General features: G+C 65.0%; 20 protein-coding genes. 16 read left to right on the plus strand and 4 right to left on the minus strand.

The window, feature by feature from the left end; genetic code table 11:
• From pxpB to CLU88_RS00095, 4 genes are all read left to right on the plus strand, one after another.
• Nucleotides 1–1,614, plus strand: a complete 1,614-nt coding sequence (pxpB, locus tag CLU88_RS00085; RefSeq protein WP_099654842.1) for a 5-oxoprolinase subunit PxpB — start codon at nt 1–3, stop codon at nt 1,612–1,614.
• A gap of 47 nt (nt 1,615–1,661) precedes the next feature.
• A complete protein-coding gene (locus CLU88_RS00090) occupies nt 1,662–3,392 on the plus strand; it encodes a biotin carboxylase N-terminal domain-containing protein (protein ID WP_099654843.1) in 1,731 nt (576 codons plus the stop codon).
• Nucleotides 3,393–3,799: 407 nt separating this feature from the next.
• The gene (locus CLU88_RS23375; protein WP_255410624.1) at nt 3,800–3,931 is read left to right on the plus strand and encodes a hypothetical protein; all 132 of its coding nucleotides are present in this window, start codon (nt 3,800–3,802) and stop codon (nt 3,929–3,931) included.
• A 3-nt stretch (nt 3,932–3,934) separates the two neighbouring features.
• Nucleotides 3,935–5,041, plus strand: coding sequence for a diguanylate cyclase (locus CLU88_RS00095; protein ID WP_233205325.1), 1,107 nt, complete (start codon nt 3,935–3,937; stop codon nt 5,039–5,041).
• Between the two features lie 91 nt (nt 5,042–5,132).
• Here CLU88_RS00095 and CLU88_RS00100 read toward each other — a convergent pair whose 3' ends face one another.
• Nucleotides 5,133–6,671, minus strand: coding sequence for a hypothetical protein (locus CLU88_RS00100; RefSeq protein ID WP_099654844.1), 1,539 nt, complete (start codon nt 6,669–6,671; stop codon nt 5,133–5,135).
• 315 nt (nt 6,672–6,986) lie between these two features.
• Here CLU88_RS00100 and urtA point away from each other — a divergent pair, with 315 nt between their 5' ends.
• From urtA to urtE, 5 genes are all read left to right on the plus strand, one after another.
• On the plus strand, nt 6,987–8,249 hold the full coding sequence (gene urtA / locus CLU88_RS00105; RefSeq protein ID WP_099654845.1) for an urea ABC transporter substrate-binding protein: 1,263 nt from the start codon (nt 6,987–6,989) through the stop codon (nt 8,247–8,249).
• Nucleotides 8,250–8,424: 175 nt separating this feature from the next.
• A complete protein-coding gene (gene urtB, locus CLU88_RS00110; RefSeq protein ID WP_099654846.1) occupies nt 8,425–10,005 on the plus strand; it encodes an urea ABC transporter permease subunit UrtB in 1,581 nt (526 codons plus the stop codon).
• A gap of 170 nt (nt 10,006–10,175) precedes the next feature.
• A complete protein-coding gene (gene urtC, locus CLU88_RS00115) occupies nt 10,176–11,309 on the plus strand; it encodes an urea ABC transporter permease subunit UrtC (protein WP_099654847.1) in 1,134 nt (377 codons plus the stop codon).
• Nucleotides 11,306–12,181 (plus strand): urea ABC transporter ATP-binding protein UrtD, encoded by an 876-nt coding sequence (urtD, locus tag CLU88_RS00120; RefSeq protein ID WP_099654848.1) that lies wholly within the window; start codon nt 11,306–11,308, stop codon nt 12,179–12,181. Before urtC ends, urtD begins: the two co-directional genes overlap by 4 nt.
• A 1,067-nt stretch (nt 12,182–13,248) precedes the next feature.
• Complete coding sequence (gene urtE, locus CLU88_RS00130) at nt 13,249–13,941, plus strand: urea ABC transporter ATP-binding subunit UrtE (protein ID WP_099654850.1); 693 nt, start codon at nt 13,249–13,251, stop codon at nt 13,939–13,941.
• Between the two features lie 91 nt (nt 13,942–14,032).
• Here the strand turns inward: urtE and CLU88_RS00135 are convergent, their stop codons facing one another.
• On the minus strand, nt 14,033–14,863 hold the full coding sequence (locus CLU88_RS00135; RefSeq protein WP_099654851.1) for a phosphatase PAP2 family protein: 831 nt from the start codon (nt 14,861–14,863) through the stop codon (nt 14,033–14,035).
• Nucleotides 14,864–15,146: 283 nt separating this feature from the next.
• Here CLU88_RS00135 and CLU88_RS00140 point away from each other — a divergent pair, with 283 nt between their 5' ends.
• The 3 genes from CLU88_RS00140 (at nt 15,147) to CLU88_RS00150 (ending at nt 18,397) form a co-directional block, all read left to right on the plus strand.
• The gene (locus CLU88_RS00140) at nt 15,147–16,199 is read left to right on the plus strand and encodes a diacylglycerol kinase family protein (protein WP_099654852.1); all 1,053 of its coding nucleotides are present in this window, start codon (nt 15,147–15,149) and stop codon (nt 16,197–16,199) included.
• A 92-nt stretch (nt 16,200–16,291) separates the two neighbouring features.
• Nucleotides 16,292–17,122 carry a metallophosphoesterase gene (locus tag CLU88_RS00145; protein WP_233205326.1) on the plus strand — a complete coding sequence of 277 codons (831 nt, stop codon included), beginning with the start codon at nt 16,292–16,294 and terminating at the stop codon, nt 17,120–17,122.
• A 159-nt stretch (nt 17,123–17,281) separates the two neighbouring features.
• Complete coding sequence (locus tag CLU88_RS00150) at nt 17,282–18,397, plus strand: adenylate/guanylate cyclase domain-containing protein (RefSeq protein WP_099654853.1); 1,116 nt, start codon at nt 17,282–17,284, stop codon at nt 18,395–18,397.
• 77 nt (nt 18,398–18,474) lie between these two features.
• Here the strand turns inward: CLU88_RS00150 and CLU88_RS00155 are convergent, their stop codons facing one another.
• Nucleotides 18,475–19,203: a haloacid dehalogenase type II gene (locus CLU88_RS00155; RefSeq protein ID WP_099654854.1), complete on the minus strand. Its 729-nt coding sequence runs from the start codon at nt 19,201–19,203 to the stop codon at nt 18,475–18,477.
• A 260-nt stretch (nt 19,204–19,463) separates the two neighbouring features.
• Here CLU88_RS00155 and CLU88_RS00160 point away from each other — a divergent pair, with 260 nt between their 5' ends.
• The 4 genes from CLU88_RS00160 (at nt 19,464) to CLU88_RS00175 (ending at nt 23,324) form a co-directional block, all read left to right on the plus strand.
• Nucleotides 19,464–20,672, plus strand: a complete 1,209-nt coding sequence (locus tag CLU88_RS00160; RefSeq protein ID WP_099654855.1) for an MFS transporter — start codon at nt 19,464–19,466, stop codon at nt 20,670–20,672.
• A 62-nt stretch (nt 20,673–20,734) separates the two neighbouring features.
• Nucleotides 20,735–21,265, plus strand: a complete 531-nt coding sequence (locus tag CLU88_RS00165) for a hypothetical protein (RefSeq protein ID WP_099654856.1) — start codon at nt 20,735–20,737, stop codon at nt 21,263–21,265.
• Between the two features lie 186 nt (nt 21,266–21,451).
• Nucleotides 21,452–22,678, plus strand: coding sequence for an alanine transaminase (gene alaC, locus CLU88_RS00170; RefSeq protein ID WP_099654857.1), 1,227 nt, complete (start codon nt 21,452–21,454; stop codon nt 22,676–22,678).
• 127 nt (nt 22,679–22,805) lie between these two features.
• Nucleotides 22,806–23,324 (plus strand): GAF domain-containing protein, encoded by a 519-nt coding sequence (locus tag CLU88_RS00175; protein WP_099654858.1) that lies wholly within the window; start codon nt 22,806–22,808, stop codon nt 23,322–23,324.
• Between the two features lie 95 nt (nt 23,325–23,419).
• Here CLU88_RS00175 and CLU88_RS00180 read toward each other — a convergent pair whose 3' ends face one another.
• Nucleotides 23,420–24,622, minus strand: coding sequence for a porin (locus CLU88_RS00180; protein ID WP_233205327.1), 1,203 nt, complete (start codon nt 24,620–24,622; stop codon nt 23,420–23,422).
• Nucleotides 24,623–24,740 lie beyond the last annotated feature (118 nt).

Consider the following 24,740-nt stretch of genomic DNA (forward strand, 5'->3'; position numbering starts at 1 on the left):
ATGCGTTTCTTGCCCGTCACCCTCAATTCGCTGCTCGTCGAGCTGGCCGACCTGGACGAAACCCTGGCGCTGCTGGCCTCGCTGCAGCACGCCCCGCTGGCCGGTGTGGAAGAACTGGTCCCCGCTGCGCGGACCATCCTGGTGCGCTACCGCCCCTCGGCCACCAGCTCCGCCGTGTTGGTGCAGCACATTGCGCAGCGCGACCTGTCCCAGCGCGCCGAGCGCAGCGATACCTTGGTCGAAATCCCGGTGCACTACCACGGCGAAGACCTGGCCGAGGTGGCGCAGATCCTGGGCATCACTGCGGATGAAGTGGTGCAGCGCCACACGGGCAGCGAGTACACCGTGGCCTTCACCGGCTTTGCGCCCGGCTTTGCGTACCTGAGCGGCGGCCACCCCAGCCTGAACGTACCCCGTCGCAGCACGCCGCGCACCCGACTGCCTGCGGGCTCTGTGGGACTGGCAGGCACCTTCAGCGGCGTGTACCCGCAGGCCAGCCCGGGCGGGTGGCAAATCATTGGCACCACCCCCGTGGCCATGTGGGACATTGCCCGCGCGCAGCCCGCCTTGCTGCAGCCTGGCTATCGGGTGCGGTTTGTCGATATTGCTACTAAATCAATAGCTGCTAGCGCTTATGCAGAGAGCGCTACAGGCCAAAAAAGCCTTAAACCCTCTGGCCGCACGCAGCCCAGCCTTGCCGCAGGGCAGGCCGCGTTGCAGGTGCGTGCCACCGGGTTGCTCACCGTCTTCCAGGACCTGGGCCGCCACGGCCAGGCCGGGCAGGGCGTTTCGGCATCGGGTGCGATGGACCAGGCCGCCCTCAAGGCTGCCAACCGTCTGGTGGGCAACCCCAGCCACCTGGCTGCGCTGGAGACCGTGGGCGGTGGCCTGCAGCTGCGCAGCGTGGGCGAGAACGTGGTGGCCGTCACCGGTGCCGATGCCGTGCTGACGCTGACCACCGCCTCTGGGCAGCGCTGGCCCATGTCGCGCTACGCGCCCGTGGCCCTGGCCGATGGCGACACCCTGGCCGTGGGCCAGCCCACCGCAGGCGCGCGCTGCTATGTGGCCGTGCGCGGCGGCTTTGCTGAAGCCCCGGTGATGGGCAGCTGCGCCACCGACACCCTGGCCCACGTAGGCCCCGCCCCCGTGGCTGTGGGCGACTGGCTGGCCGTGCTGCCCGCCCCGGCTACCTGCGTGGTGGCCGCGCCCGAGCTGCAGCCCGCTGACCTGCCCACGCTGGAGCGTGACGTGGTGCTGGACGTGGTGATGGGCCCGCGCACAGACTGGTTCACGCCCGAGGCCATCGCCCGCTTTGCAGCCCAGCGCTGGCAGGTCACGCCCCAGTCCAACCGCGTGGGCCTGCGCCTGGCGGGCGAGGTGCCATTGGACCGCGCCATCACCGGCGAGCTGCCCAGCGAAGGCACGGCATTGGGCGCCCTGCAGGTGCCGCCCAGCGGCCAGCCCGTGCTGTTTTTGGCCGACCACCCGCTCACCGGCGGTTACCCGGTCATTGGCTGCGTGGCGCCGTACCACCTCGACCGCGCAGGGCAGATCCCTGTGGGCGCGTGGCTGCGGTTCAACCCGATCCAGCCGTTTGCAGAGCTTGCGCCTTGATTGTTCGTGCCGTTGGTTGCACTTTCAAAGAACACCGGAACATTGATATGAAAAAAGTTTTGATCGCCAACCGAGGCGAGATTGCCGTCCGCATCGCCCGCGCCTGTGCCGACTACGGCGTGCAGTCCGTCGCTGTGTACGCCAATGCCGACATCGATGCCCTGCACACCCGCATGGCCGATGAGGCCTATGGTCTGGACGGCGACCGCCCCGCAGACACCTACCTCAACGTCGAAAAGCTGTTGGCCATTGCCAAAAAGAGCGGCGCCGATGCCGTGCACCCCGGCTACGGATTCCTCTCGGAAAACGCCGCCTTTGCCCAGGCCGTGATCGATGCAGGCCTGGCCTGGATTGGCCCTCGCCCTGCCACCATTGCCCAACTGGGCGACAAGGTGTCTGCACGCAAGATTGCTCTGCAAGTGGGCGCGCCGCTGGTGGTGGGCACGCCCGACCCAGTGAAGGACGCGAGCGAAGTGCTGGCCTTTGCCGAGCAAAACGGCCTGCCCATCATCATCAAGGCGGCCTTTGGTGGCGGCGGGCGCGGCATGAAGATCGCATGGCGCATGGACGAAGTGGCCGAGCTGTTCGAATCCGCCGTGCGCGAAGCCGTCACCGCCTTTGGCCGGGGCGAGTGCTTTGTGGAGCAGTTCCTCGACAAGCCCCGCCACATCGAGGCCCAGGTGCTGGCCGACACCCACGGCAATGTGGTGGTGCTGGGCACGCGCGACTGCTCGCTGCAGCGGCGCAACCAGAAGCTGGTGGAAGAGGCCCCTGCACCATTTTTGAGCGACGCACAGCGTGAACGCATCCATACCGCCGCACGCGACATCTGCGCCGCTGCAGGCTATGTGAGCGCGGGCACGGTGGAGTTTTTGCTGAGCCAAAGCGGCGCCATCTCGTTCCTGGAGGTGAACACCCGCCTGCAGGTGGAGCACCCCGTGACCGAGCAAACCACGGGCGTGGACCTGGTGGTGGAGCAACTGCGCGTGGCCGACGGCCTGCCGCTGTCCCTCACACAAACGCCTGTGCCGCTGGGCCACTCCATCGAGTTCCGCATCAATGCCGAAGACGTGGGCCGAGGCTTCTTGCCCACCCCCGGCCCGGTGCAGCGCTTTGACGCTCCCTCCGGCCCCGGCGTGCGGCTGGACACCGGTGTGCAGACGGGCTCCGTGGTGCCCGGCACGTTCGACTCGCTCATGGCCAAGCTCATCGTCACCGGCGCCACGCGCGAGCAGGCCCTGGCCCGCGCCCGCCGTGCACTGCGCGAGTTCCAGATCGAAGGCGTGGCTTCGGTGCTGCCCTTTCACCGTGCCGTCATCGACCACCCCGACTTTGTGGGCGCTGACGGCTTCAAGGTGCACACCCGCTGGATCGAGTCCGACTTTGCCACCCCGCTGGCCGCGGCGGTGCGGGCCGTGCCTGCGGCAGACACCAGCTTGCTGCGCACCGCCATCGAGATCGATGGCCGCCGCGTGCAACTGGGCCTGCCAGCGGTGCTGCTACAAGGCTTGGCGGCAGCAGGCGGGCAGGGCGCTGGTGCCGCAGCACCCGCAGAGGCTGCGGTGGATGCCGCCGCCGTCACCTCGCCCATTGCGGGCAACCTGCACGCCTGGAAGGTGGCCGATGGCGACACGGTGCAAGAGGGCGACGTGATCGCCGTGATGGAAGCCATGAAGATGGAGATGCAGGTGACAGCGCACCGCGCTGGGCGCGTGACCTTGGCTGCGGCGGCAGGCACCGCACAGGCGCTGGGCGCGGTGATTGCGCGCATCGCCTGACAGGGTGGCCCGTGAGGGCTGTCGTGATCGCAGCCCGGGCGACGCTTCTGTTTCGATGGGCCTGTTGGGTTGGGCCGGGCTTTTTTTGAACTTGAAAGATCCGTTCGGGTGGAGCTGGTCGAAACCTTGCACGGCGCATCGACTCGGCTTGGTGAACGGTTCAAGTCGATTCGTTTCGGATCCATCACACCCAGCGAAGCAGGTTCAGAGGGGCCTTCGCACGCTATCGGGCATTGATAGCCCATAAAGAATAAGCATCACCCCGCAACTTTCGGTTTAACTTTATCTGGCTGTCGCGTATCGTCACCTGTTTCTAAAAGTATCAGGGGCGCATGATGCGGGCTGGGACCTCCGGGCTACCGGATTGGAGAGACATTGCCAGTGGCGATCTGGCGCTTTGCCGCGGCGTGTCCAAAGGCCGTGGCGTGGGTGCGCCTGCCAGCGCTGCGCCGCAGCCGGGTGCCCGTGCCCGCGTGTGGGCTGGGTTTGTGGCGCTGCAGCGCGCTCTGCCGTGTGCCGGGGCCATGCCCCAGGCCTGACGCATGGAGCAAGCAAAACCGCCCGGCGGCACCTCCCATCGGAGCACCCGCCCCGCTGCGGGTGACGACGCCAGTGCTGCGCCACTGGCATGGCCCCTGCACGATGAGTCGGAGCTGAATAAAGACCGGCTGGAGCTGGCCCTGGAGGCCGCAGGGCTGGACCTGTGGGAGAACGACCTCGTCACCGGGGCCGTCACCCGCCAGGCCACCAAGACGTTCACCGAGCTGGGCTACTCTCCAGAAGAGATGGCATCCCGGATGCCTGATCTGTTTGACCTCTTCCATCCCGACGATGTAGAGGTGGTGCGCCAGGCGGTGCACGAGCACCTCAGCGGCGTCACGCCGCAGTACCGCTGCGAGTTTCGGTTGCGTTCCAAGCAGGGGGCGTGGGTGTGGTTTGCGAATTACGGCCGCATCATGGATGCCCACGCCGCCACACCGGGGCGCCGCTTGATTGGTGTCACGTTCAACATCGATGATCGCAAGCGCCGCGAGCAAGAGATTGCAGATATCAACCAGCAGCTGCGCGAGCAAAACGCCCTGCTTCAGCAGCTCAATGAAACGCTGGAGGGCCTGGCGTCCAAGGACTCTCTTACCGGCCTTTGCAATCGGCGCACGCTCATGCAACTGGGGGACGCCGAGTGCCGGCGCGCCGAGCGCTTTGGCCACCCCTTGTCTGTGCTGGTGGTCGATATCGACTTCTTCAAATCGGTCAACGACGCCTGGGGGCACTTGGTCGGTGACCGCATGCTCTGCGCCGTGGCCCAGGTCTTTCAGGCGCGCCAGCGTGCCGGGGGTGACATCGTTGCCAGGTTTGGGGGCGAGGAGTTCGTGATCGTGCTGCCCGAGACGGACGGGCCCAGTGCCTTGAAGGCTGCTGAGTCCTTTCGCAGTGAAGTGGCAGCCATGGGCATGCCCGTCAACGATCAGGGACCGCGCCTGTCTGTCACGGTGAGCATAGGGGTGGTCACCGGCTTGCCGGGTGAACCCCTGAATTTCGAGGCATTGGTCAACCGGGCGGACCACGCGCTCTACCAAGCCAAGGGCACTGGGCGCAATGCTGTGTACAGCGCCGATGGCAACAACTTGTCCTTGTTCGCTTCGGAGTAAATCGCTGTAAATGGGCGGGGACCGTCTTTGCCCAGCTCTGCCGCGGCACTGCCGACCAACGTGTCATAGGGGGCGCCGCTTTTGCCTTGTCCTAGTTCGCGGCTTCTGTGGCCACCAATTCGGCCAGGCGGGCTTGCACGGTGGAGTGGTAGTGCGGCTGGATGGCGCCCGGCTTTAGCAGCTCTCGCAGCAGGGCCGCGCTGTTGCATCGCTGGATGGGCTCAAACCCGCCGAACCCCAGGTCAACGATGATTTTTCTGCTGACGGTCTCGCCCAGATGCCTGTTGGCAGCTGCGCATGCGAGCAGTTCCCAGCGTGCCGTGTGCGTCTCGGGGATGGCTTGCAGGTCTTTGACCAGCATCCGCTGGATCATGGGGTTGTTGGTGTACTCGGCCACCAGCATGGCCCGCGCAAAATTCTGCTTTTCTTGTGGGCTGCATTTTTCATCGCCATAAGGCGTGTGGTTGTTTTGCGCGACATGCCGAGCGATCTCCCGGTGCGCCGCATCCACCGCCTCGGCGCTTAACAAGTCTTCCGCAATGGCATTTGGGGTGTTCTTGAAAATCACCCTTAGCGCGTTGTTTGACGTCTCGGTGTCCGGGTCTTTTGCCAGCACTTGGATCACCTCCAGATCGCACCATCCCCTTTTTGCCACGGCCCTGCGCACGGCTTTGCTGCTGTCCGTGGCCAACAGGCGCAGCAACGCTGCATCGGTGGTGGCGTCGGCCACCCGTTTGCGCTGGCCACCGTCCATTGCCAGAATCTTGTCGTGACTGGCCTGGGCGGCCTTCCAGGGGTTGAATTCAGGCTTGGGGTTGGCTGGTTTTACGTAAGGTTTGGCGATGTGGGTGGCGATGGCCGCATCAATCGCTGCGTCGGTGGTCTGTAGCTCGGCAAAGCGCTGGGTCAGGTTCTTCTTCGCTGCGCGGCTGACCTCGTCATGCTTGTCGCGCAGCAGGCTCAACAACACGTCGCTGCTGGCATGGCGCGACATGGCGAGGTTCAGGCGCTCGGGCTTGCGCGGGCTGTTGAGAAAGAAACGCGTGAGTTCCGCCGATGTGTTGGGGTGCATGGCAATGATCTTGCGCAGCCTTGCGTCGTCCATGGGCAACACGGCTTCAAGTACATCCGGCGGGCACCTGGGGTGCTTGGCCAGCAGGCGCACAGAGTCGGGCACCAGTTCCTTAGCGTAATGCGCCTTCCTGTTCAGCCAGACAAAGCGCAGCTGATCAGCGCTCAGTTGCTTGTTCAGCACCAGCGCCTTTTCCCAGGGGAAAAACCATGCACGGTTCAGGCCTGTGAGCACTTTTTTCGATTGCAGCAGCGTAAAGATGAAGTCCAGCAGCACCAGGTCCTTGCTTTTTCGGACCGTGGTCTCCAGCTCCAGCAACGCGTTGGCAATGCGCAGCGGGCTGTGCGCCTGGGCTGCGCCCTCTCGGGCCGCTTCGCGGGTGAGCTTGCCTGCCAGCACGGCCTGCAAGAGTTGCAGGTCGCTGTCGATCAGCGCGTTGGCCGTGTGCATGAAGCGGCGGCGTTCACCGCTTTCACTGAAGTAACTGTCCATTCCTTGGAAAAGTGTCTCCAGGGCAGCAAGTTCTTCCAGGGTGGGCAGGGCATCGTTGGTTGGCACAAAAAATTCCTTTGAACGAGAACTGGGGCCACCCTTGCGACGGGCCGATGGTGGTGTGCAGGATCGCGGCCCTGCGCGGTGGCGCATGGAATATACGTCCCGGCCACGGGAGCTGTGGTGGACAAGTTGTCCGGTTGTCGGGTTGTGCGGTTGGGCCCGCATGCAGCCGCCGCCCGCCAGCCCGGTGTACGCCACCCGGCGTATTTCCCGAAAGCCAGGGGCTCTCCAGAATCCACTCCATCGCACCACACGGCCCACCGGCAACCCCGGCGGGCAGGGCGAAGCGGTTTGACCCCTTTACCTACCGGAGATCACATGCAACGTCGTTATTCCCTCAAAGCCCTCGCGGCCGTCGCTACGCTCGCTGGCCTGTCTGCACTCCCAGCCCATGCGGCAGACACCATCAAGGTGGGTGTGCTGCACAGCCTGTCGGGCACCATGGCTATTTCTGAAACGGTGTTGAAAGACACGGTGCTGATGGCCATTGATGAGATCAACGCCAAGGGCGGTGTGCTGGGCAAGAAGCTCGAGCCCGTGATTGTGGACCCGGCCTCTAACTGGCCCCTGTTCGCTGAAAAGACCAAGCAGCTGCTGGGCCAGGACAAGGTGTCGGTCATCTTCGGCTGCTGGACTTCGGTGAGCCGCAAGTCGGTGCTGCCCGTGGTCGAAGAAATGAACGGCCTGCTGTTCTACCCCGTGCAGTACGAGGGTGAAGAGCTGTCCAAGAACGTGTTCTACACCGGCGCTGCGCCCAACCAGCAAGCCATCCCTGCGGTGGACTACCTGATGAGCAAGGACGGCGGCAGTGCCAAGCGCTGGGTGTTGCTGGGCACCGACTATGTGTACCCCCGCACTACCAACAAGATTCTGCGCGCCTACCTCAAGTCCAAGGGTGTGAAGGACAGCGACATCGACGAGAAGTACACACCGTTTGGCCACAGCGACTATCAGACCATCGTGGCTGACATCAAGAAGTTCAGCCAGGGCGGCAAGACGGCGGTGGTCTCCACCATCAACGGCGACTCCAACGTGCCGTTCTACAAGGAGCTGGGCAATGCAGGCCTGAAGGCCAAGGACGTTCCTGTCGTCGCCTTCAGCGTGGGCGAGGAAGAGCTGCGCGGCGTGGACACCAAGCCCCTGGTGGGCCACCTGGCGGCCTGGAACTACTTCCAGTCCATCAAGAACCCTGAGAACACCGCCTTCATCAAGAAGTGGAGCGACTATGCCAAGGCCAAGGGCATTGCTGGCCACAAGGACAAGCCGCTCACCAACGACCCGATGGAAGCCACCTACATCGGCGTGAACATGTGGGCCCAGGCCGTGACCAAGGCCAAGAGCACGGACACCGACAAGGTGATCGCAGCGATGGCCGGCCAGACCTTCAAGGCGCCCAGCGGCATCGTCAGCAAGATGGACGAGAAGAACCACCACCTGCACAAGAGCGTGTTCATCGGCGAGATCAAGGCCGATGGCCAGTTCAACGTGGTGTGGAAGACCCCTGGCCCTGTGAAGGCCAAGCCATGGTCTCCCTATATCGAAGGCAACGACAAGAAGGCCGACGAACCCGAAAAGAAGTAATCACCCCCTGAGCGGCTGTGCCGCTTCCCCCTCTCTCACGCTGCGCGTGGGAGGGGGACGCCCCCAGCGCACGCAAGCGAAGCGCCGCATGCGCGGCTTGGCGGCCCTTGCGCGGGGGCCCTGGTCTGGGTTCTGCCCTCCGCATGGACCTTTGCATATTGACCGACTGGCCCCCATGAATTTCTCTTTCATCCCTCGCATCTTTGCTTGCCTCTTGCTCTACGCATCGGCGCAGGCCTATGCCCTCACTGCTGAGCAGGCCCTGGCAATGGCCTCGGGCGAGACCGATGACCGCATTGCCGCCTTGCAGCAAGCGGCTGCTGACCCCAGCGAGCAGACTCGCGCCTTTTTGCAGGCGCTGGCGGACGATGCCGTGAAGGTGGCAGGCAACAAGGCTTTCATCGTGCAAGGCGACAAAGGCGTGGACCCGGTGACGGGTGCCGAGGTGCCCGTGCCACCCGATGCCGAAGACATCATCAACAACAACCGCATGCGTGGTGAGATCGACACGGCCCTGGCGGGCCTGGCGCTGTTTGGCAAGGATGAGGCCAAGCGCATGGCCGCTGCCAAGGCGCTGGCCAAGGAGCCGGATGCAGGTCGCCTGCCATTGCTCGACAAGGCGCTGGCGCAGGAAACCAACGACAAGATAAAGACCCAGCTGGAGCTGGCGCGCGCCGCCACGCTGCTGGGCAGCGACGACGCTGCGCAGCGCATCGCTGCAGCCCAGGCACTGTCGCTCAGCGCCACGCCCGATACGCGGCTGCTGCTCAATGAACGCGTCACGGTCGAAGAAGACGCCAAGGTCAAGGCCGCACTGCAGGCCGCACTGCGCGCCATGGAAGGCCAGCTCGCGTGGGGCGAACGCCTGGGCGCTGCGTTCTCGGGCATCAGCCTGGGCTCCATCCTGCTGCTCGTCGCCTTGGGCCTGGCCATCACCTACGGCCTGATGGGCGTGATCAACATGGCCCACGGCGAGCTGATGATGATCGGCGCCTACGCCACCTATGTGGTCCAGGGCATCTTCCAGAAGTATTTTCCGGGTGCGTTCGACTGGTACCTGGTCGCTGCGCTGCCCCTGGCCTTTGGCGCCTCGGCCGCCGTGGGCGCGGTGCTGGAGCGCGGCGTGCTGCGCTTTCTGTACGGCCGCCCGCTGGAGACACTGCTCGCCACCTGGGGCATCAGCCTGGTGCTGATGCAACTGGTGCGCACGATTTTTGGCGCGCAGAACGTGGGGGTGGAAAACCCCGCGTGGATGAGCGGTGGCGTGCAGGTGCTCTCCAACCTGACTCTGCCCTACAACCGGTTGGTCATCATCGGCTTTGCGATTGCCGTGCTGCTGGGCATGGGCTACCTGATCGGCCGCACGCGCCTGGGCTTGTTCGTGCGTGGTGTCACGCAAAACCGCCCCATTGCCTCGTGCATGGGCGTGAACACTGCGCGCATCGACACCATGGCCTTTGCGCTGGGCTCGGGCATTGCGGGCCTGGCGGGTTGCGCGCTGAGCCAGGTGGGCAACGTGGGGCCGGACCTGGGGCAGAGCTACATCGTCGATGCCTTCATGGTGGTGGTGCTGGGCGGCGTGGGCCAGCTGGCGGGCACGGTGTATGCCGCGCTGGGTCTGGGCATCCTGAACAAGTTCCTCGAAGGCTGGGCGGGCGCGGTGCTGGCCAAGATTGCGGTGCTGGTGTTCATCATCATCTTCATCCAGAAGCGGCCCCAGGGCATCTTCGCGGTCAAAGGGCGTACGGCCGACTGATATGGAACACCCCCTGAGTCGCTTCGCGCCTTCCCCCTCTCTCGTATTGCTGCGCAATGCGGGAGGGGAACGCCCCCAGCGCGGCGGGGCGGCCCTTGCGCGGGGGCGTTGGCCTAGGTCGTGTCGGTTTCATGCGTCATGGGTGGCGCAAAGCTCTATGAATATTCGAAATGACTACTAGTTCCTCTTCCCTCCAACTGCCCGCACCGGCGCCGCTGCTCACGCGCGGCGGCTGGTCGGCCTTTATCGTGGCACTCATCGTGGTGTGCGCCGTGGCACCCGTGCTCAACCTCTGGGTGCCCGCAGGCAGCATGTTCCACCTGTCGGACTACGCCGTGGCCCTGCTCGGCAAGATCATGTGCTACGCCATCTGTGCACTGGCCATGGACCTGATCTGGGGCTACACCGGCATCCTGAGCCTGGGCCACGGCCTGTTCTTTGCGCTGGGCGGCTACGTGATGGGCATGTACCTCATGCGCCAGATCGGCCGCGATGGCAACTACAAGAGCGACCTGCCGGACTTCATGGTGTTCCTGGACTGGAAGGAGCTGCCCTGGCACTGGGCGCTGTCCGACAGCTTCATCGCCACGCTGATCCTCATCGTGGCCGTGCCAGGCGTCATCGCGTTTGTGTTCGGCTACTTCGCCTTCCGCTCGCGCATCAAGGGTGTGTATTTTTCGATCATCACCCAGGCCATGACGTATGCGGCCATGCTGCTGTTTTTCCGCAACGAGACGGGCTTTGGCGGTAACAACGGCTTTACGGACTTCAAGCGCATCCTGGGCATGCCCCTTGCCACCCCGACCATGCGCATGACGCTGTTCGTGATGACGGGCGTCACGCTGCTGGTGTTCTTCCTATTGGCGCGCTGGCTGGTGCGCAGCAAGTTTGGCCGCGTGCTGCAGGCCGTGCGCGATGCCGAGAGTCGCGTCATGTTCTCCGGTTACTCGCCACTGCCCTACAAGCTCACCATTTGGACCATCAGCGCCATGATGTGCGGCGTGGCGGGCGCCCTGTATGTGCCCCAGGTCGGCATCATCAACCCCGGCGAGATGAGCGCCGCCAACTCCATCGAGATCGCCGTATGGGCGGCCGTGGGCGGGCGCGCCACACTGATTGGGCCCATCGTGGGCGCGTTCATCGTCAACGGTGCCAAGAGCTGGCTTACGGTGACGGCGCCGGAGTTCTGGCTGTACTTCCTGGGCGCGCTGTTCATTGCCGTCACGCTGTTTTTGCCCAATGGCGTGGTCGGTCTGGTCAAGAAAATCAAAGACAAGACAAGCAAGAAAGGAGCTGCGCAATGACGCCCGATTTGATGGAAGAGGGCGCACGGCGCATCGAGGCCAGGCTTGCGCCTGCGCCGGTGGGCCAAACCGAGTCCGGAGGCCGTGCGGCAGGCTTCTCGCGCATCGCCGTGCCCGGCGAGGTCGATGTGACCCACGGCCGTATCTTGTACCTCGAAGACGTGCATGTGAGCTTTGACGGTTTCAAGGCCATCAACGGCCTGAGCCTGGACATCGCCCCCGGTGAGCTGCGCTGCATCATCGGCCCCAACGGCGCGGGCAAGACCACGATGATGGACATCATCACCGGCAAGACGCGGCCACAAAAGGGCACGGTGTTCTTCGGCTCCACCATCGACCTGTTGCGCCACAACGAGCCCGAGATCGCCAGCCTGGGCATCGGCCGCAAGTTCCAAAAGCCCACCGTGTTCGAGCAGCTCTCGGTGTTTGAAAACCTGGAGCTGGCTTTGAAGACCCACAAGGGCGTGAAGTCGAGCATGTTCTTCAAGCTCGACTCCGTGCAGTCGGACCGGCTGGCCGACGTGCTGCACACGATTCACCTGGCCGACAGCGTGACGCGGCAGTCGGGCAATCTGAGCCACGGGCAAAAGCAGTGGCTGGAGATTGGGATGCTGCTGATGCAAGACCCCAAGCTGTTGCTGCTGGACGAGCCGGTGGCGGGGATGACGGATGAGGAGACGGCGCGGACTGCGGAGTTGTTCCTCACGCTCAAGGGCAGGCATTCGCTGATGGTGGTGGAGCACGACATGGGGTTCATTCGCACCATCTCCGAGAAGGTGACGGTGTTGTGCGATGGCTCGGTGCTGGCCGAGGGCACGCTCGATCAGGTGCAGGCAGATGAGCGGGTGATTGAGGTTTATTTGGGGCGGTGATGGTGGTGAGCCGTTTCTCCGTCTCTCGTTGGTTGGTGGCCAGCTATCCGTTCGGGCTGAGTTTGCCTGCCCTGAGCTTGGTCGAAGGGTCGAAGCCTGGGCGCTTTCCCCCAACTGTTCGGGCTGAGCCTGTCGAAGCCGGGGCTTGTGGGTTGATCAGGCAGTGTGCCTGGGTTGAGGGCGGGAGCCGGGTTGTCGCCCCGGCAGGCGACTCACTTTTCTTTGCTTCGCCACCGGGTGGCCGGCCCAAAAAAAGTAAGCAAAAGAAAGGCGACCCCAAGTCTGCGACCCCTGCGCTGCGCTTCGGGGCAAACCTGCGCCGGAGCGGTTGCGGGGTGCGCCGCAGAACTCACTGCGCGCCTGCGGCGCACCGTTCAAACAGCTGCGGCAAGTCAGTTCACGAAGCACGCGCGCTCCGACGCGCGTGCCACCCCGCAACCGCCCCGGCGCAGGCGCAGCCACAGGGGGTGGACAGCCGAGCAGCCGAACAGCCACACGGGCCTTTGCTGCGCTCGGCCTCGTGGTCGCAGCGCGCAGCGCACGCGCGTTCGGGGCCGAGCGAAGCAATGGCCCGAATGGATGTTCGCTGGGTTCCCTTCTGTGCGTGCCGAGAAGCGCAGGGCAGGGGGTGCGTGCGTGTGCCGCAGGACACACGCACTTCGTGCACTGACTTGCCGCAGTTGTTTGAACGGAGCGCGCAGCGCGCAGTGAGTTCTGCGGCGCACCGTCTGCCCGAGCATCGCAGGTTGCCCGCAGCGCAGCGAAGGGACGCGCACAGTAGGGTCGCCCTTTCTTTGGTCCCTTTCTTTGGGCCGGCCATCCGGCGGCGACGCGAAAGAAAGGGACTCGCCCACCGGGGCGACATCCCGGCCTCTGACCTTCAAGCAAGCATGCCGCACAGATTGGCGAGCGGGCACGCCCCGGCTTCGACAAGCTCAGCCCGAACGGTTGGTTTGTGCTCAACACATCCGGACTGCCTCTGAGCAAGCACACGAAGCGCTTCAAAAACAATAGCGGCCAGCGCTTGATATACATGCGCTAGAGCCCAAAACACCCATAAAACCACCATGCTCACCGTCCAAAACATCAACCAGTACTACGGCGGCTCCCACATCCTGCGCGACGTGAGCCTCACCGCCACCCCCGGCAAAGTCACCGTCCTGCTCGGCCGCAACGGCGTGGGTAAAACCACGCTGCTCAAAAGCCTCATGGGCCTGGTGCCCATCAAAAGCGGCTCCATTGCCTTCGACGGCCAACCCATCGACAAGGCCACCCCCTACGACCGTGCTCGCGCAGGCATCGGCTTCGTCCCCCAGGGCCGCGAAATCTTCGGGCGTCTGACGGTGGAAGAAAACCTGCGCATGGGCCTGGCATACAAAAGTGGATCGACCCCTGTGCCGCCGCACCTGTACGAGCTTTTCCCCGTGCTCAAGCAGATGCTCAAGCGCCGGGGCGGCGACCTGTCGGGTGGGCAACAGCAGCAACTGGCCATTGCCCGCGCACTGGCTCCCGGCCCGCGTTTGCTGATCCTGGATGAACCCACCGAAGGCATCCAGCCCAGCATCATCAAAGACATTGGCCGGGTGATCCGCATGCTGGCGGACCAGGGGGAGATGGCGATCTTGCTGTGCGAGCAGTACTACGACTTTGCGCAGGAGCTGGCCGACGACTACCTGGTGATGGAGCGCGGCGAAGTCATTGCACGCGGTCCTGGCAGCGAGATGGAGGCCAAGGGCATCCGCAACCTCGTGGCCATTTGAAGCCGGCCTTCGCTTTTTTAGTGGCCAACAAAACTCCTCTGGCGACGCAGCGCCTGGCCAGAACCGCTTCGCTGAGTGTTGTTGGCCGCTCTTATTGGTGGGCCAGCGTGGGCGGCGCGCCGCGCCAGCGGGCCATGCTGTCCATGATGAGCACGGTGCACACCATCCAGGTGCCACCCAGCAGCCAGCCGGCCAGCACATCGCTGGCGTAGTGCACGTGCAGCACCACGCGGCTGAAGCCGGTGGTGAAGACCAGCGCGCCTGCTGTACAGGCCGCAGGCAGGTGCCAGCGCAGGGGCAGCAGCCGCACTGCCAGATACGCCAGCATGGCGTAGGCCACGATAGATGCGCTGCTGTGCCCACTCGGAAAGCTGAAGCCATCGGCCTGGGCTGCGCCGTGCACATGCTCGGGCCGCACGCGGGCAAACACGTCTTTGAGGATCTTGGTCAACAACCCGTTGCCAGCCATGGCCACGAACCAGCCTACGGCCAGCAGGCGGTGCTTGCGCCACCACAGCGCTGCTGTCACCGCCACGGTCAATGCCGCCAGCACCCAGCTGTCGCCCAGATGGGTAACGGTGGCGAACCACCGCAGGTCCCCCATGCTGGCCTGGGTGCGCAGTTGGTGGGCAATGGCCTCGTCCACCCGCCCCCAGGTGCCTGTGGCCTGCCCGCTCTCTGCCAGGGCGGCCAGCACTGCGCCGCCTGCCAGCAGCGCGCAGGCGGCAGCAGCCATGGCCATCACCAGCAACGCGGTGGCGCTGGCAGGGTGCAGCCAGCGGCGCAAAGGCGATTGCTGGTGGCGCAGTGCCCGCAGGCCTTGCAGTGCCAGGCCGCCCAGCAGGGCGCACAGGGCCATGCCGCACAGCCACAGCGGTAGGGGGTGTTGGGCGATCCAGGGGGCCAGGGTGTCCAGGGTCATCAGGGGCTTCTTCTTTGGGTTGCTGCAAAGGTGGGTGGGGGCAGCGCAGCAGCGCTGGCAAGGGCCGTGTTTTTACACGAAGTGCCCGGTTGCTGCAGGCTATTCCCCGCCGCTGGCACGGTATCGGCGGGTGGCGGTGCGCCTTTGTAGGTGCCTGCTGACATGCAGCAGCGCAGCGCGCTGGCTGCCAAGGGGCGAGGGGCTGGGCACCATCCATGGGTATGCGCCCGGCGGCGCTTGTCTCTCACCGAACCCTCCGCAGGCCCCACGCCTGCCCGCTGCCATGACCGATATCCAAAGCCCCTTGCTGCTCCATGCCCAAAGCCCCGTTCACCTGGTGGTGCCCCTGCGCCCGGGGGCTGATCTGGACCTGGCGCGCTCGCAACTGAGCGGGGCCTTTGCCCAGTGCGACCACCCCGTGGTGTGGCATGTGCCGCGCGAGCGGGGCGATATCGTGCAACTGGCCGACCATGCCGCAGCCGCTGCGCGCGACAGCGCGGGGCTGCTGGTGGCCGCCGGGGGGGATGGCACCATCAACGCTGTGGCCGCTGCGGCCCTGCGCGCCGGGGTGCCTATGGGGGTGGTGCCCATGGGCACCTTCAATTACTTCAGCCGCGAGCAGGGCCTTGCGATGGATGCCGAGGCGGCCGTGCTGCAGATGCTGCAGGCCCTGCGCGCAGGCGAGCTGCGGCCGGTGCAGGTGGGCTTTGTGAACGACCGCGTGTTTCTGGTGAACGCCAGCGTGGGCTTGTACCCGCGCCTGCTGGCAGAGCGTGAGCAGGCCACGCGCCGGTTTGGCCGCTCGCGCTGGGTGGCCATGGGCGCGGCGGTGTGGAGCATGCTGCGGCCGTCGTCAGGGCGGCGCTGGCGGGTGCTGGTGCGCACCCACCAGGGCGCGCAGGTGTACGAGCAAGAGCACCAGGTAACCACTTTGTTTGTGGGCAACAACCCGCTGCAGCTGGAGCAGGTGGGGCTGCCCCAGGCGCAGTCGGTGGCGCAGGGGGGGCAACTGGCGGTGGTGCTGCTCAAGCCCCAGGGCCGCTGGGCCATGGCGCGCACTGTGTGGCGGGCGGCACTGGGGCAGTTGGAGCAAGACCCCGCCGTGCTGAGCCTGGCCTGCGCTGAGCTGACCGTGAGCCCCAGCGGCTGGCGCAAGGGCCGGGTCAAAGTGGCGTTTGATGGCGAGCGTGAGCGCATGGATGCACCGCTGTGCTTCAAACTGCACCCACGGCCTTTGTGGCTGGTGGCGCCCACCAGGCTGGAGCGCACGCCCGCATCGCCGGTGGAGCCTTTGCCTGCCGCCACGGGCGTTGCGCCATCGCTGGTCACCGCTTAAGGTGAAGCAACCTTCATGGTCCAGGGCGGCTCTGCCGCAGAAGCCATGAAGCTCAGCGCACGCAATCGCTTTTGTCAGAGGAATCTTTGGCGATGGATTTACCCGCTATGCAGCCGCAGCGGCTGATGCATTTGTCCGACCTGCACTTTGGTGCGCACGACCCGCAGGTGTGCGCTGCCGTGCAGCGCCTGGCCCATGCGTTGCAGATCCGTGTGGTGGTGGTGTCGGGCGACCTGACCCAACGCGCCACCCGCACGCAATTTGCGCAGGCGCATGATTTCATCCAGGGGCTGGGCGTGCCCGAGCGTGTGGTGCTGGCAGGCAACCACGACTTGCCTCTGTTTGCCTGGTGGCTGCGCTGGGGACGTGCCTACGACCGCTTTGCCGCACAGTTTGGTGCGCAGCTGGAGCCGCAGCGCCAGGTCGGTCCGTTTTGTGTGGTGGGGGTGAACACCACCCGGCCTTGGCGGCATGAGCGGGGCAGCCTGTCGGCGCGCCAGGTGGACCGGGTGGCTGCAGATTTGCTGGCTGCGCCCAATGACGCCTGGTGCATTGTGGCCAGCCACCACCCTCTGGTGGGCCGCTGCGCGCAGGACCGATCTCACCGCCCCCTGGGGGCCGATGCCGCGGTGGCGCGCTGGCGCGAGGCGGGGGCGGACATGCTGCTCTCGGGCCACGTGCACCAGCCAGGCCTGTCACAGCCCTTGCCCGGGCTTTGGTCCATGCAGGCGGGCACGGCGGTGTCGCACCGTTTGCGCTGGGGGCAGCCGAATAGTTTGGTGGTGCTGCAGGTGCAGTCCGTCGTGCCCGCCGTGGGCCTGGAGCACGTTGGGCCAGCACCGCTTCAGCGCCATGCCCAGCGCTGGGACTTTGATGCGAAAGCAGGCGACTTTGTCTGCGTGGAGGCGAGACCGCTGGGGTGAGGGACCTGTTGCCAGGAGCGAACAGGCACGTAGAAACACGATATTGACCATCCTGCAAGGCGGGCCTATTCTGCGGCGATGGGCTGCGCCACCGTTTTGTGGCCGGCCATCGCTTGATTGCAAGTTTGCAGTGCCAACAGATGGGCTTTCAGTACAACCATGGACAAAGACACCACAGCCTCGACCCCCGGTCCATCTGCCTTTGACCCCGATGAGGTTCTCCAGCACCTCGATGGCCTGGTCTCCCGTGACAAAGGGAGCCCGCTCAGCGCTGCGGCCCGGGCCGAGATGTCGGCCACGCTGCGCTTGGCTGCGCAGACCAGCATGGCACCCTATGCGTTTTCATTGGTCTCGCGCGACGTCACCGTCCTTTGGGCCAAGTTGCGTGGTGGGCCTGTGACGGACAGCCAAAACCCTGATGCAGCCGATCTGGAGCCTTTGAACCGCTGCCTGGCCAAGCTCATTGAAGTCATCACCCGGTACCAAGGCACCATCGACCAGCTCTCGGGCGACGCGATCAAGGTGTTTTTTGGCGCAGAAACCCCCCGAAGCGACGATGTGCAGCGGGCTGTGATGTGCGCGGTAGAGATGCAAATGGCCATGCGCGACCTGAACATGGAACACATGCGCGACCGCGTACCGCAGGTGTTCATGGGCATTGGCTTGAGCACGGGCAAGGCGCTGGCCGGGCGCATCGGGTCGGATGCGTTCTCGCATTTCACCGTGATGGGGGATTTGGTCAACCTGGCTTTCAGGTTGCAGGCTTTCAGTTTGCGCGGGCAGGTGCTGATCAGCGAAGAAACCTATGAGCGCTGCTGGGGGCTGGTGTCTGCCACGGCGCCCATGCAGGTGTTCGTCAAGGGCTACAGCCAGCCTATCAGCATGCGCGAGCTGGTGGCCATTCCCACCCGCAGGCTCAAGGTGCCTCGCCAGGAGTTCCGACGCAGCCACCGGGTGGAGGTACGGATTCCCTGCACTTACCAGATCGTGCAGGACGGCGTTGTCCTGCCCCATGTGGCCCAAGCCGTGATCCGCGACATGGGCTACCACGGGGCCATGCTGGAGTTGGTCGAGCCGCTGGATTTGCAGGGCGAGGTGCGCCTGTCTTTCGACCTGACCTTGGTGCAATACCAGGCCCGAGACCTCTATGCCCGGGTTGTGACCCTCAAAACCGACACACCCCATCCTATGGCGGGTGTCGAGTTCACCTCGACCAGCGCGGAGTTTGAGGCTCGTGCGCAGATGTTTGTGCAGATGATGGTGGCTGCCGGGTAAGTCTGGGCGGCAGTGCCTGAGGTCGTAGATGCAGGCGGCGCAGATGCTCGCGGCGCCGTGATGCGAGCAGAGGGGCCCTAGCAGCCCAGCGCCTGTGCCAAGGCAACCAGACTGGCGCAATGCAAGTCGTTGCCGGGCTGCGGTGTCACGTCTTTGATGTGCTGGGCACCAAACTCCAGGGGCCGCTCGATGTAGACCGTGCGCAGGCCGCAAGCACGCGCTGCGGCCAAATCGTCATGGTGGGCCGCCACCAGCGCCACCTGTTGCGGGGCAAGGTCAAACACCTTGGCCACGCCCAGGTAGGTGGCAGGCGCGGGTTTGTAGGCTTTGAAGACCTCCGCACTCAACACGCAATCCCACGGCAGGCCTGCGCGTTTGGCCATGTTGGTCAGCAGGCCGATATTGCCGTTGGAGAGTGTGGTGATAGTGAACCGGGTTTTGAGCCGCTGCAGGCCTTCCACACTGTCGGCCCAGGCATCCAGGCGGTGCCACACCCGGTTGAGGTGGTGCCGCTCGGCTTCGGACAGGTGCGCCAGACCAAAGCGCGGAAGAATTTCTTCCAGGATGCCCCGGTGCAAGTCGTCGATCAGCGTCCAGCCTTGCTCACCCGCCATCACCCGGGCCATGGCCGGCTGGTAGCCAGCGCGCCAGGCCCGAGCAAAGGCATCGCCGTCCACGTTCGGGTGCTGTGTCTGCATCTCGCGCACGATGCTGCCGTGCCAATCCACCACCGTGCCAAAGATGTCGAAAGCCAGCACCTGGACGGTGCTGGCCAGGGTGTCGGCTGTGCTGGGGGCTTTCGTCATTCGCAGTCCTTCCAAAAGGGGCTGGGCTTTGGGGCTGCCATGGTGACATGGACGGACCGTGTTGCCCGGCCTGCCCGTCACCCATGCGACGCATTCCCCTGTCCCTGCAAGTCTGTGGATGGCGTGCTATGGTTACAAACAACGGGTTTACCCCCGTAACTCTGTTTCTTTTTCGCGCTCTTTCCCGCTCCCAACCCCGTCTTTTGCCCGTGTTGCCCCGCTGTCTTTCGGGGCCACCTTCCTTTGCTGTTGCCCTTGCCATGACCGCGCCTTTGCCCTCAACGTCTCTCGCATCCACCCCGACCGATGACCGCACCCTGGTGCGTGCCGTGCTGGCCCTGGGGGTAGGGGGCTTCTCCATTGGCACGGGCGAATTCGTCATCATGGGTCTGCTGCCTGAGGTGGCGCGCGACATCGGTGTCAGCATCCCGCAGGCGGGCCACGTGATCAGCGCTTACGCGCTGGGTGTGGTGGTGGGCGCACCAGTGCTGGCGGTGCTGTGTGCCCACTGGGGGCGGCGGGCGTTGCTGATGGCACTGATGGCGGTGTACGCCTTGGGCAACTTCGCATCGGCCCTGGCGCCCGGTTACGCATCGCTCAGCGCCATGCGCTTGTTCACCGGCCTGCCCCATGGCACCTACTTTGGCGTGGCCGCGCTGGTGGCCGCGGCCCTGGCGCCCCCAGGGCGCCGTGCGCGGGCCGTGGGCTGGGTCATGCTGGGGCTCACCACCGCAACGCTGGTGGGCGTGCCCATCGCTTCGGCGCTGGGTGAGGTGTTTGGTTGGCGCGCCGCGTTTGTCTTCGTTGGTTTGATTGCGTTGGCCGCCGTCGCCATGGTGCGCCTGTGGGTGCCCAACATGCCCGCATCGCACGGCGCCAGCCCGCTGCGCGAGTTGGGCGCGCTGGCGAGCAAGCAGGTGTGGTTCACGCTGGGCATTGGCGCCATCGGCTTTGGTGGCATGTTTGCGGTGTTCAGCTACATCAAGCCCACGCTGCTGGAGGTGGCAGGCATGCCACCGGCGTTGATGCCCTTCGTGCTCTCGCTGTTCGGCCTGGGCATGGTGGCGGGCAACATTGTCGGCTCGCGCATGGCCGACAAGGCGCTGATGCCCGCCATTGGCAAGGTGCTGCTGTGGTCCATCGTGGTCATGGCGCTCTTCGTGCCTGCCGCGCACCACCCCATCAGCGCGGCGCTGGCCACCTTCTTCCTGGGCACGGTGGTCGCTATTGGCCCTGCATTGCAGATCCGCCTGATGGATGTGGCTGGCGACGCGCAGACCTTGGCCGCTGCACTCAACCACTCGGCCTTCAATGCGGCCAATGCGCTGGGTGCCTGGCTTGGCGGCGTGTCCATCGCGGCAGGCATGGGCTGGACGTCCACCGGCTGGGTGGGCGTGGTGCTGGGCCTGGGCGGCGTCGGGATCTTTGCGTGGTCGCTGAGCAGCGAGCGGGCCACGAAGCGTCACTGATTCCTGCCGCCTGCTTGGTACACTGATTTTTCACAATTATTCTGTCCCAACCCAGGTACCACATGGATCATCACGCTCTGTCCCGTTTGTTGTTGCGCATTGCAGGCGTGGTCGTAATCGTGGCGACCTTGACCTCAGTGCCCAAATCCATCGTGACCCTGGTGGTGGCTGCGGGCCAGGATGCCAATGCTTCCCCTCTGATTACGGCGATCATCGCTTCCCTTGTTCCGCTGATGATAGGGATGGCCCTGGTCTGGCTTCCCGGAACGGTGGCGAATCGCTTGGTTGACAGCACGCCCACTGGCAATAGCCAGGTCGACGTGGCGGCCAGTCTGCAGGCAGTTGCGTTGTCCGTTATTGGCTTCTATTTCTTCGCGTCTTCGCTGTTCGACGCCGTTTTCTGGGTGGCGCGCATCGAGCTCTATTCAGCAGTGATGGAGAGCAGTGAAGCGTTTGCAGGCGCGCCTGCAGTCATGCCCGATGACTTTGCCGGTATGGTAGCCACTGGCGTTCAGGCGCTTGCGGGAGTTCTTCTTTTACTTGGCAGCAAAGGTGTTGGTCGCCTGCTCGTCAAGGCACGTGGACACGCCTGACCAATGCCACCCATTCCCGTGAAGCCAGCGTGCGGTTGACGGGGCATCTGTGGGGATTTGCGCTACAGGGCGCAGCGAACGTACTTGTGAAAGGCGCTGAAGCTGCGTTACAGTGAACACGGGCCAACCCCATTGTTGGCCACGTCGCTCGGACGGTTCCGGGCGCTTACGTGAAAGTTCACCAGCATGTCTGCTTCTCAAGGCAAGCGCCGCTTTGCGCGCATTGATCGCCTACCTCCTTACGTCTTCAACATCACGGCAGAGCTCAAACTCGCCGCCCGCCGCCGGGGCGAAGACATCATCGACATGAGCATGGGCAACCCCGACGGGGCCACGCCGCCGCACATCGTCGCCAAGCTCACTGAAGTGGCCCAGCGGCCCGACACCCACGGCTACAGCGCCAGCAAAGGCATACCCCGCCTGCGCCGCGCCATCAGCCACTGGTACAAAGACCGCTACGCGGTGGACATCAACCCCGACACCGAGGCCATCGTCACCATCGGCTCCAAGGAGGGCCTGGCCCACCTGATGCTGGCCACGCTGGACCGGGGCGACACCGTGCTGGTGCCCGATCCGAGCTACCCCATCCACATCTATGGTGCCGTCATCGCCGGTGCCGACATCCGCAGCGTGCCCGTGGCACCGGACGTGGACTTTTTTGCCGAGCTGGAAAAGGCCATTCGCGGCAGCTACCCCAAGCCCAAGATGATGATCTTCGGCTTCCCCAGCAACCCCACCGCGCAGTGTGTGGAGCTGTCGTTCTTCGAGCGCGTGATCGCCCTGGCCAAGAAGCACGACATCCTGGTGGTGCACGACCTGGCCTACGCGGACATCGTGTACGACGGCTACCGCGCCCCCAGCATCATGGAAGTGCCCGGTGCCAAGGACGTGGCGGTGGAGTTCTTCACCCTCTCCAAAAGCTACAACATGGCCGGCTGGCGCGTGGGCTTCATGGTGGGCAACCCCGACCTCGTGGCCGCGCTCGCCCGCATCAAGAGCTACCACGACTACGGTACCTTCACGCCCCTGCAGGTGGCCGCCATCGCTGCGCTGGAGGGGGACCAGCAGTGCGTGAAAGACATCGCCACCCAGTACCAGCGCCGCCGTGACGTGCTCTACAAGGGCCTCACCGAATCCGGCTGGGCTGTGGATTGCCCCAAGGCCAGTATGTACATCTGGGCCCGCATCCCAGAGCCCTACCGTGCGCTGGGCTCGCTGGAGTTTGCGCGCCAACTGCTCGACAAGGCCAAGGTCTGTGTGTCGCCAGGCATCGGCTTTGGTGACCAGGGCGACGAGTACGTGCGCTTCGCCCTCATCGAGAACGAGGCGCGCATCCGCCAGGCGGTGCGTGGCATACGGGCCATGTTCAAAGCCGATGGGCTGCTGAAGGTCCCCGCAGCGACTGCAGCCTGAAGCAGCCCTGTTCGGTGGGGGGGATGGCCCGGGCTACGCACGTGGTGCCCGCCTTCTCCCCCACCCGTGTACGGTTTCGGCGATGGCTTACGGCCCTCACCTGGGGCCTTCGCTTAGACTGTTTTGCATGTTTCTGGACTACAACCCCGACGACCTCGACGTCACTATTTCTGAACTGCTGGTGGCCACCAGCGACTCTGCGGACCCGGACCTCCCGGCCGCTGTGCCGCAGGTGTTGCAATTGCTGCGCACCCGCTTGGGCATGGATGTGGCGTTCGTCTCGCAGATCACCGATGGCCGCCGCATCATCAAGGCCGTGGACAGCGCCCCCGACTGCTCCCTGCTGGAGCCGGGCATGTCTGACCCTGTAGAGGAAAGCTGGTGCCAGCGGGTGGTGGAAGGGCGATTGCCGGAGGTGATGCAGGATGCGAAGCCCTATGTGGCATCCGGCAAAGCCCCGGATCCCGGATTTCCCATCGGCACCCACTTGAGCACGCCAGTGCGCCTTGCCGGTGGCGCGGTGTATGGCACGTTGTGCTGCTTCAGCCGGGGTGTGCACGCCGGGGCGGACATTGACCGGCTGCGCTACACGGCCAGCTTGCTGGCCACCAAGTTGGCGCCTGCCTCGGCTGTGGTCAACCGTTGACGGCCGCAGGATAAAAAAAGGGGCGCCCGCAGACGCCCCAACCTTGGATCACTTGCAAGTCAGGCAGGCACCGCCCACCAGCGGTGCCGCCGCACTCAGAACGCGTGCCGCATGCCTACCGCAAAGCTGGTGCCACTGGCGTTGAGCAAGCCGCTGCCCACGGTGTTGGTGCGGGTGCTGTCGCGCATGACCATGGCGTACAGGTCTGTGCGCTTGGACAGCCAGTAGTCATAGCCCACGGTAAACACCTTGCGCTGCACATTGCCGCCCGCTGCGGTGGCGGGCACGGGGCCCACGGCGTCGCCGGTGCGGCGTGATGCGTAGCCAGCCAGGATGTTGCCTGCGCCCACAGGCACCGTGGCGCTCAGGTCCCACACTTTGTAGGACACATCCAGAGGGGTGGCTTCGGTGCCCTTGTTTTCAATGCGGCCCAGGTGCGCCCACAGCTTGACGGCCTTGAAGTCGTAAGACCCCGCCCATTGCCACGAGCGGGTGTTGTTGGGCGACGTGCCGTCGGCAAACGTCAGCGGGTTTTTCTTCACGCTTTGCCAGGCCAGCGAGGTGGCCAGGGGACCGTTGGCATAGGCCACCCGCAGGGCCCGGTTGCCACCGCCCTGGGCTTCTGATGCCGCATAGGCCGCAGCGCCGGTGAAGCCTGCGATGTTGGGGCTGTCGTACACCACCGAGTTGGTCCAGGCCGTGCCGCCGGTGAGAGGGCTGCCCACAAAAGTCACCAGGTTCAGCGGGCCGAAGATGGTGCCGTCGCCAAAGGCGTTCGAGCCGATGCTGTTGGCGAACATCAGCGTGGTGACGTTGCCCAGGCGCAGGCGCCCCAGGTCCTTGTGGGCCAACGCCACCCAGGCCATGCGCGAGAAGAAGGGGTCTGCCGCCACATTGACGGGGGCGCCAATGGCATCGTTGCGGCCCACGGCGCCAGTGTCGTTGCGCACAAAAGACGACATCTCGAAGCTCGCCGACAAGCCGCCACCCAGGTCCTCATTGCCCCGCAGACCCCAGCGGCTGGTGGACATGCTGCCGCTCTCCACTTTGCTCACGGCGGTGTTTTGCGCATTGATGCCAGCCGCTGCGCCATTGAATCGACCCACCGAGGCATCCACGATCCCGTAGAGGGTGACGCTGGACGTGCCGGTGCTTTGGGCTTGTACGGCCAAGGACGCCGTGGCCAAAGTGGCCATGCCAACAGCACGCGCCCACGATGCGCGGGAGCGCAGCGCCTGGCGCCGGGCTTGACGGGCGTCGGTGGTGTGACGGGGAAGGAATGAGGTTTGTCTCTGCATGGTGATGTTCTTTCTGAATGGACGCTGGAGATGGAGCCCATGCTGCGCGCCGTCTTGTGGGCGTTGCGCTGCAGGGGCGTGCGCACCAGCCGCCGCAGGGGGCGGGCAGTGGCGTGGG

It is taken from the genome of Acidovorax sp. 56 (assembly GCF_002749705.1).
In the GTDB taxonomy this organism is placed as follows: domain Bacteria; phylum Pseudomonadota; class Gammaproteobacteria; order Burkholderiales; family Burkholderiaceae_C; genus Acidovorax.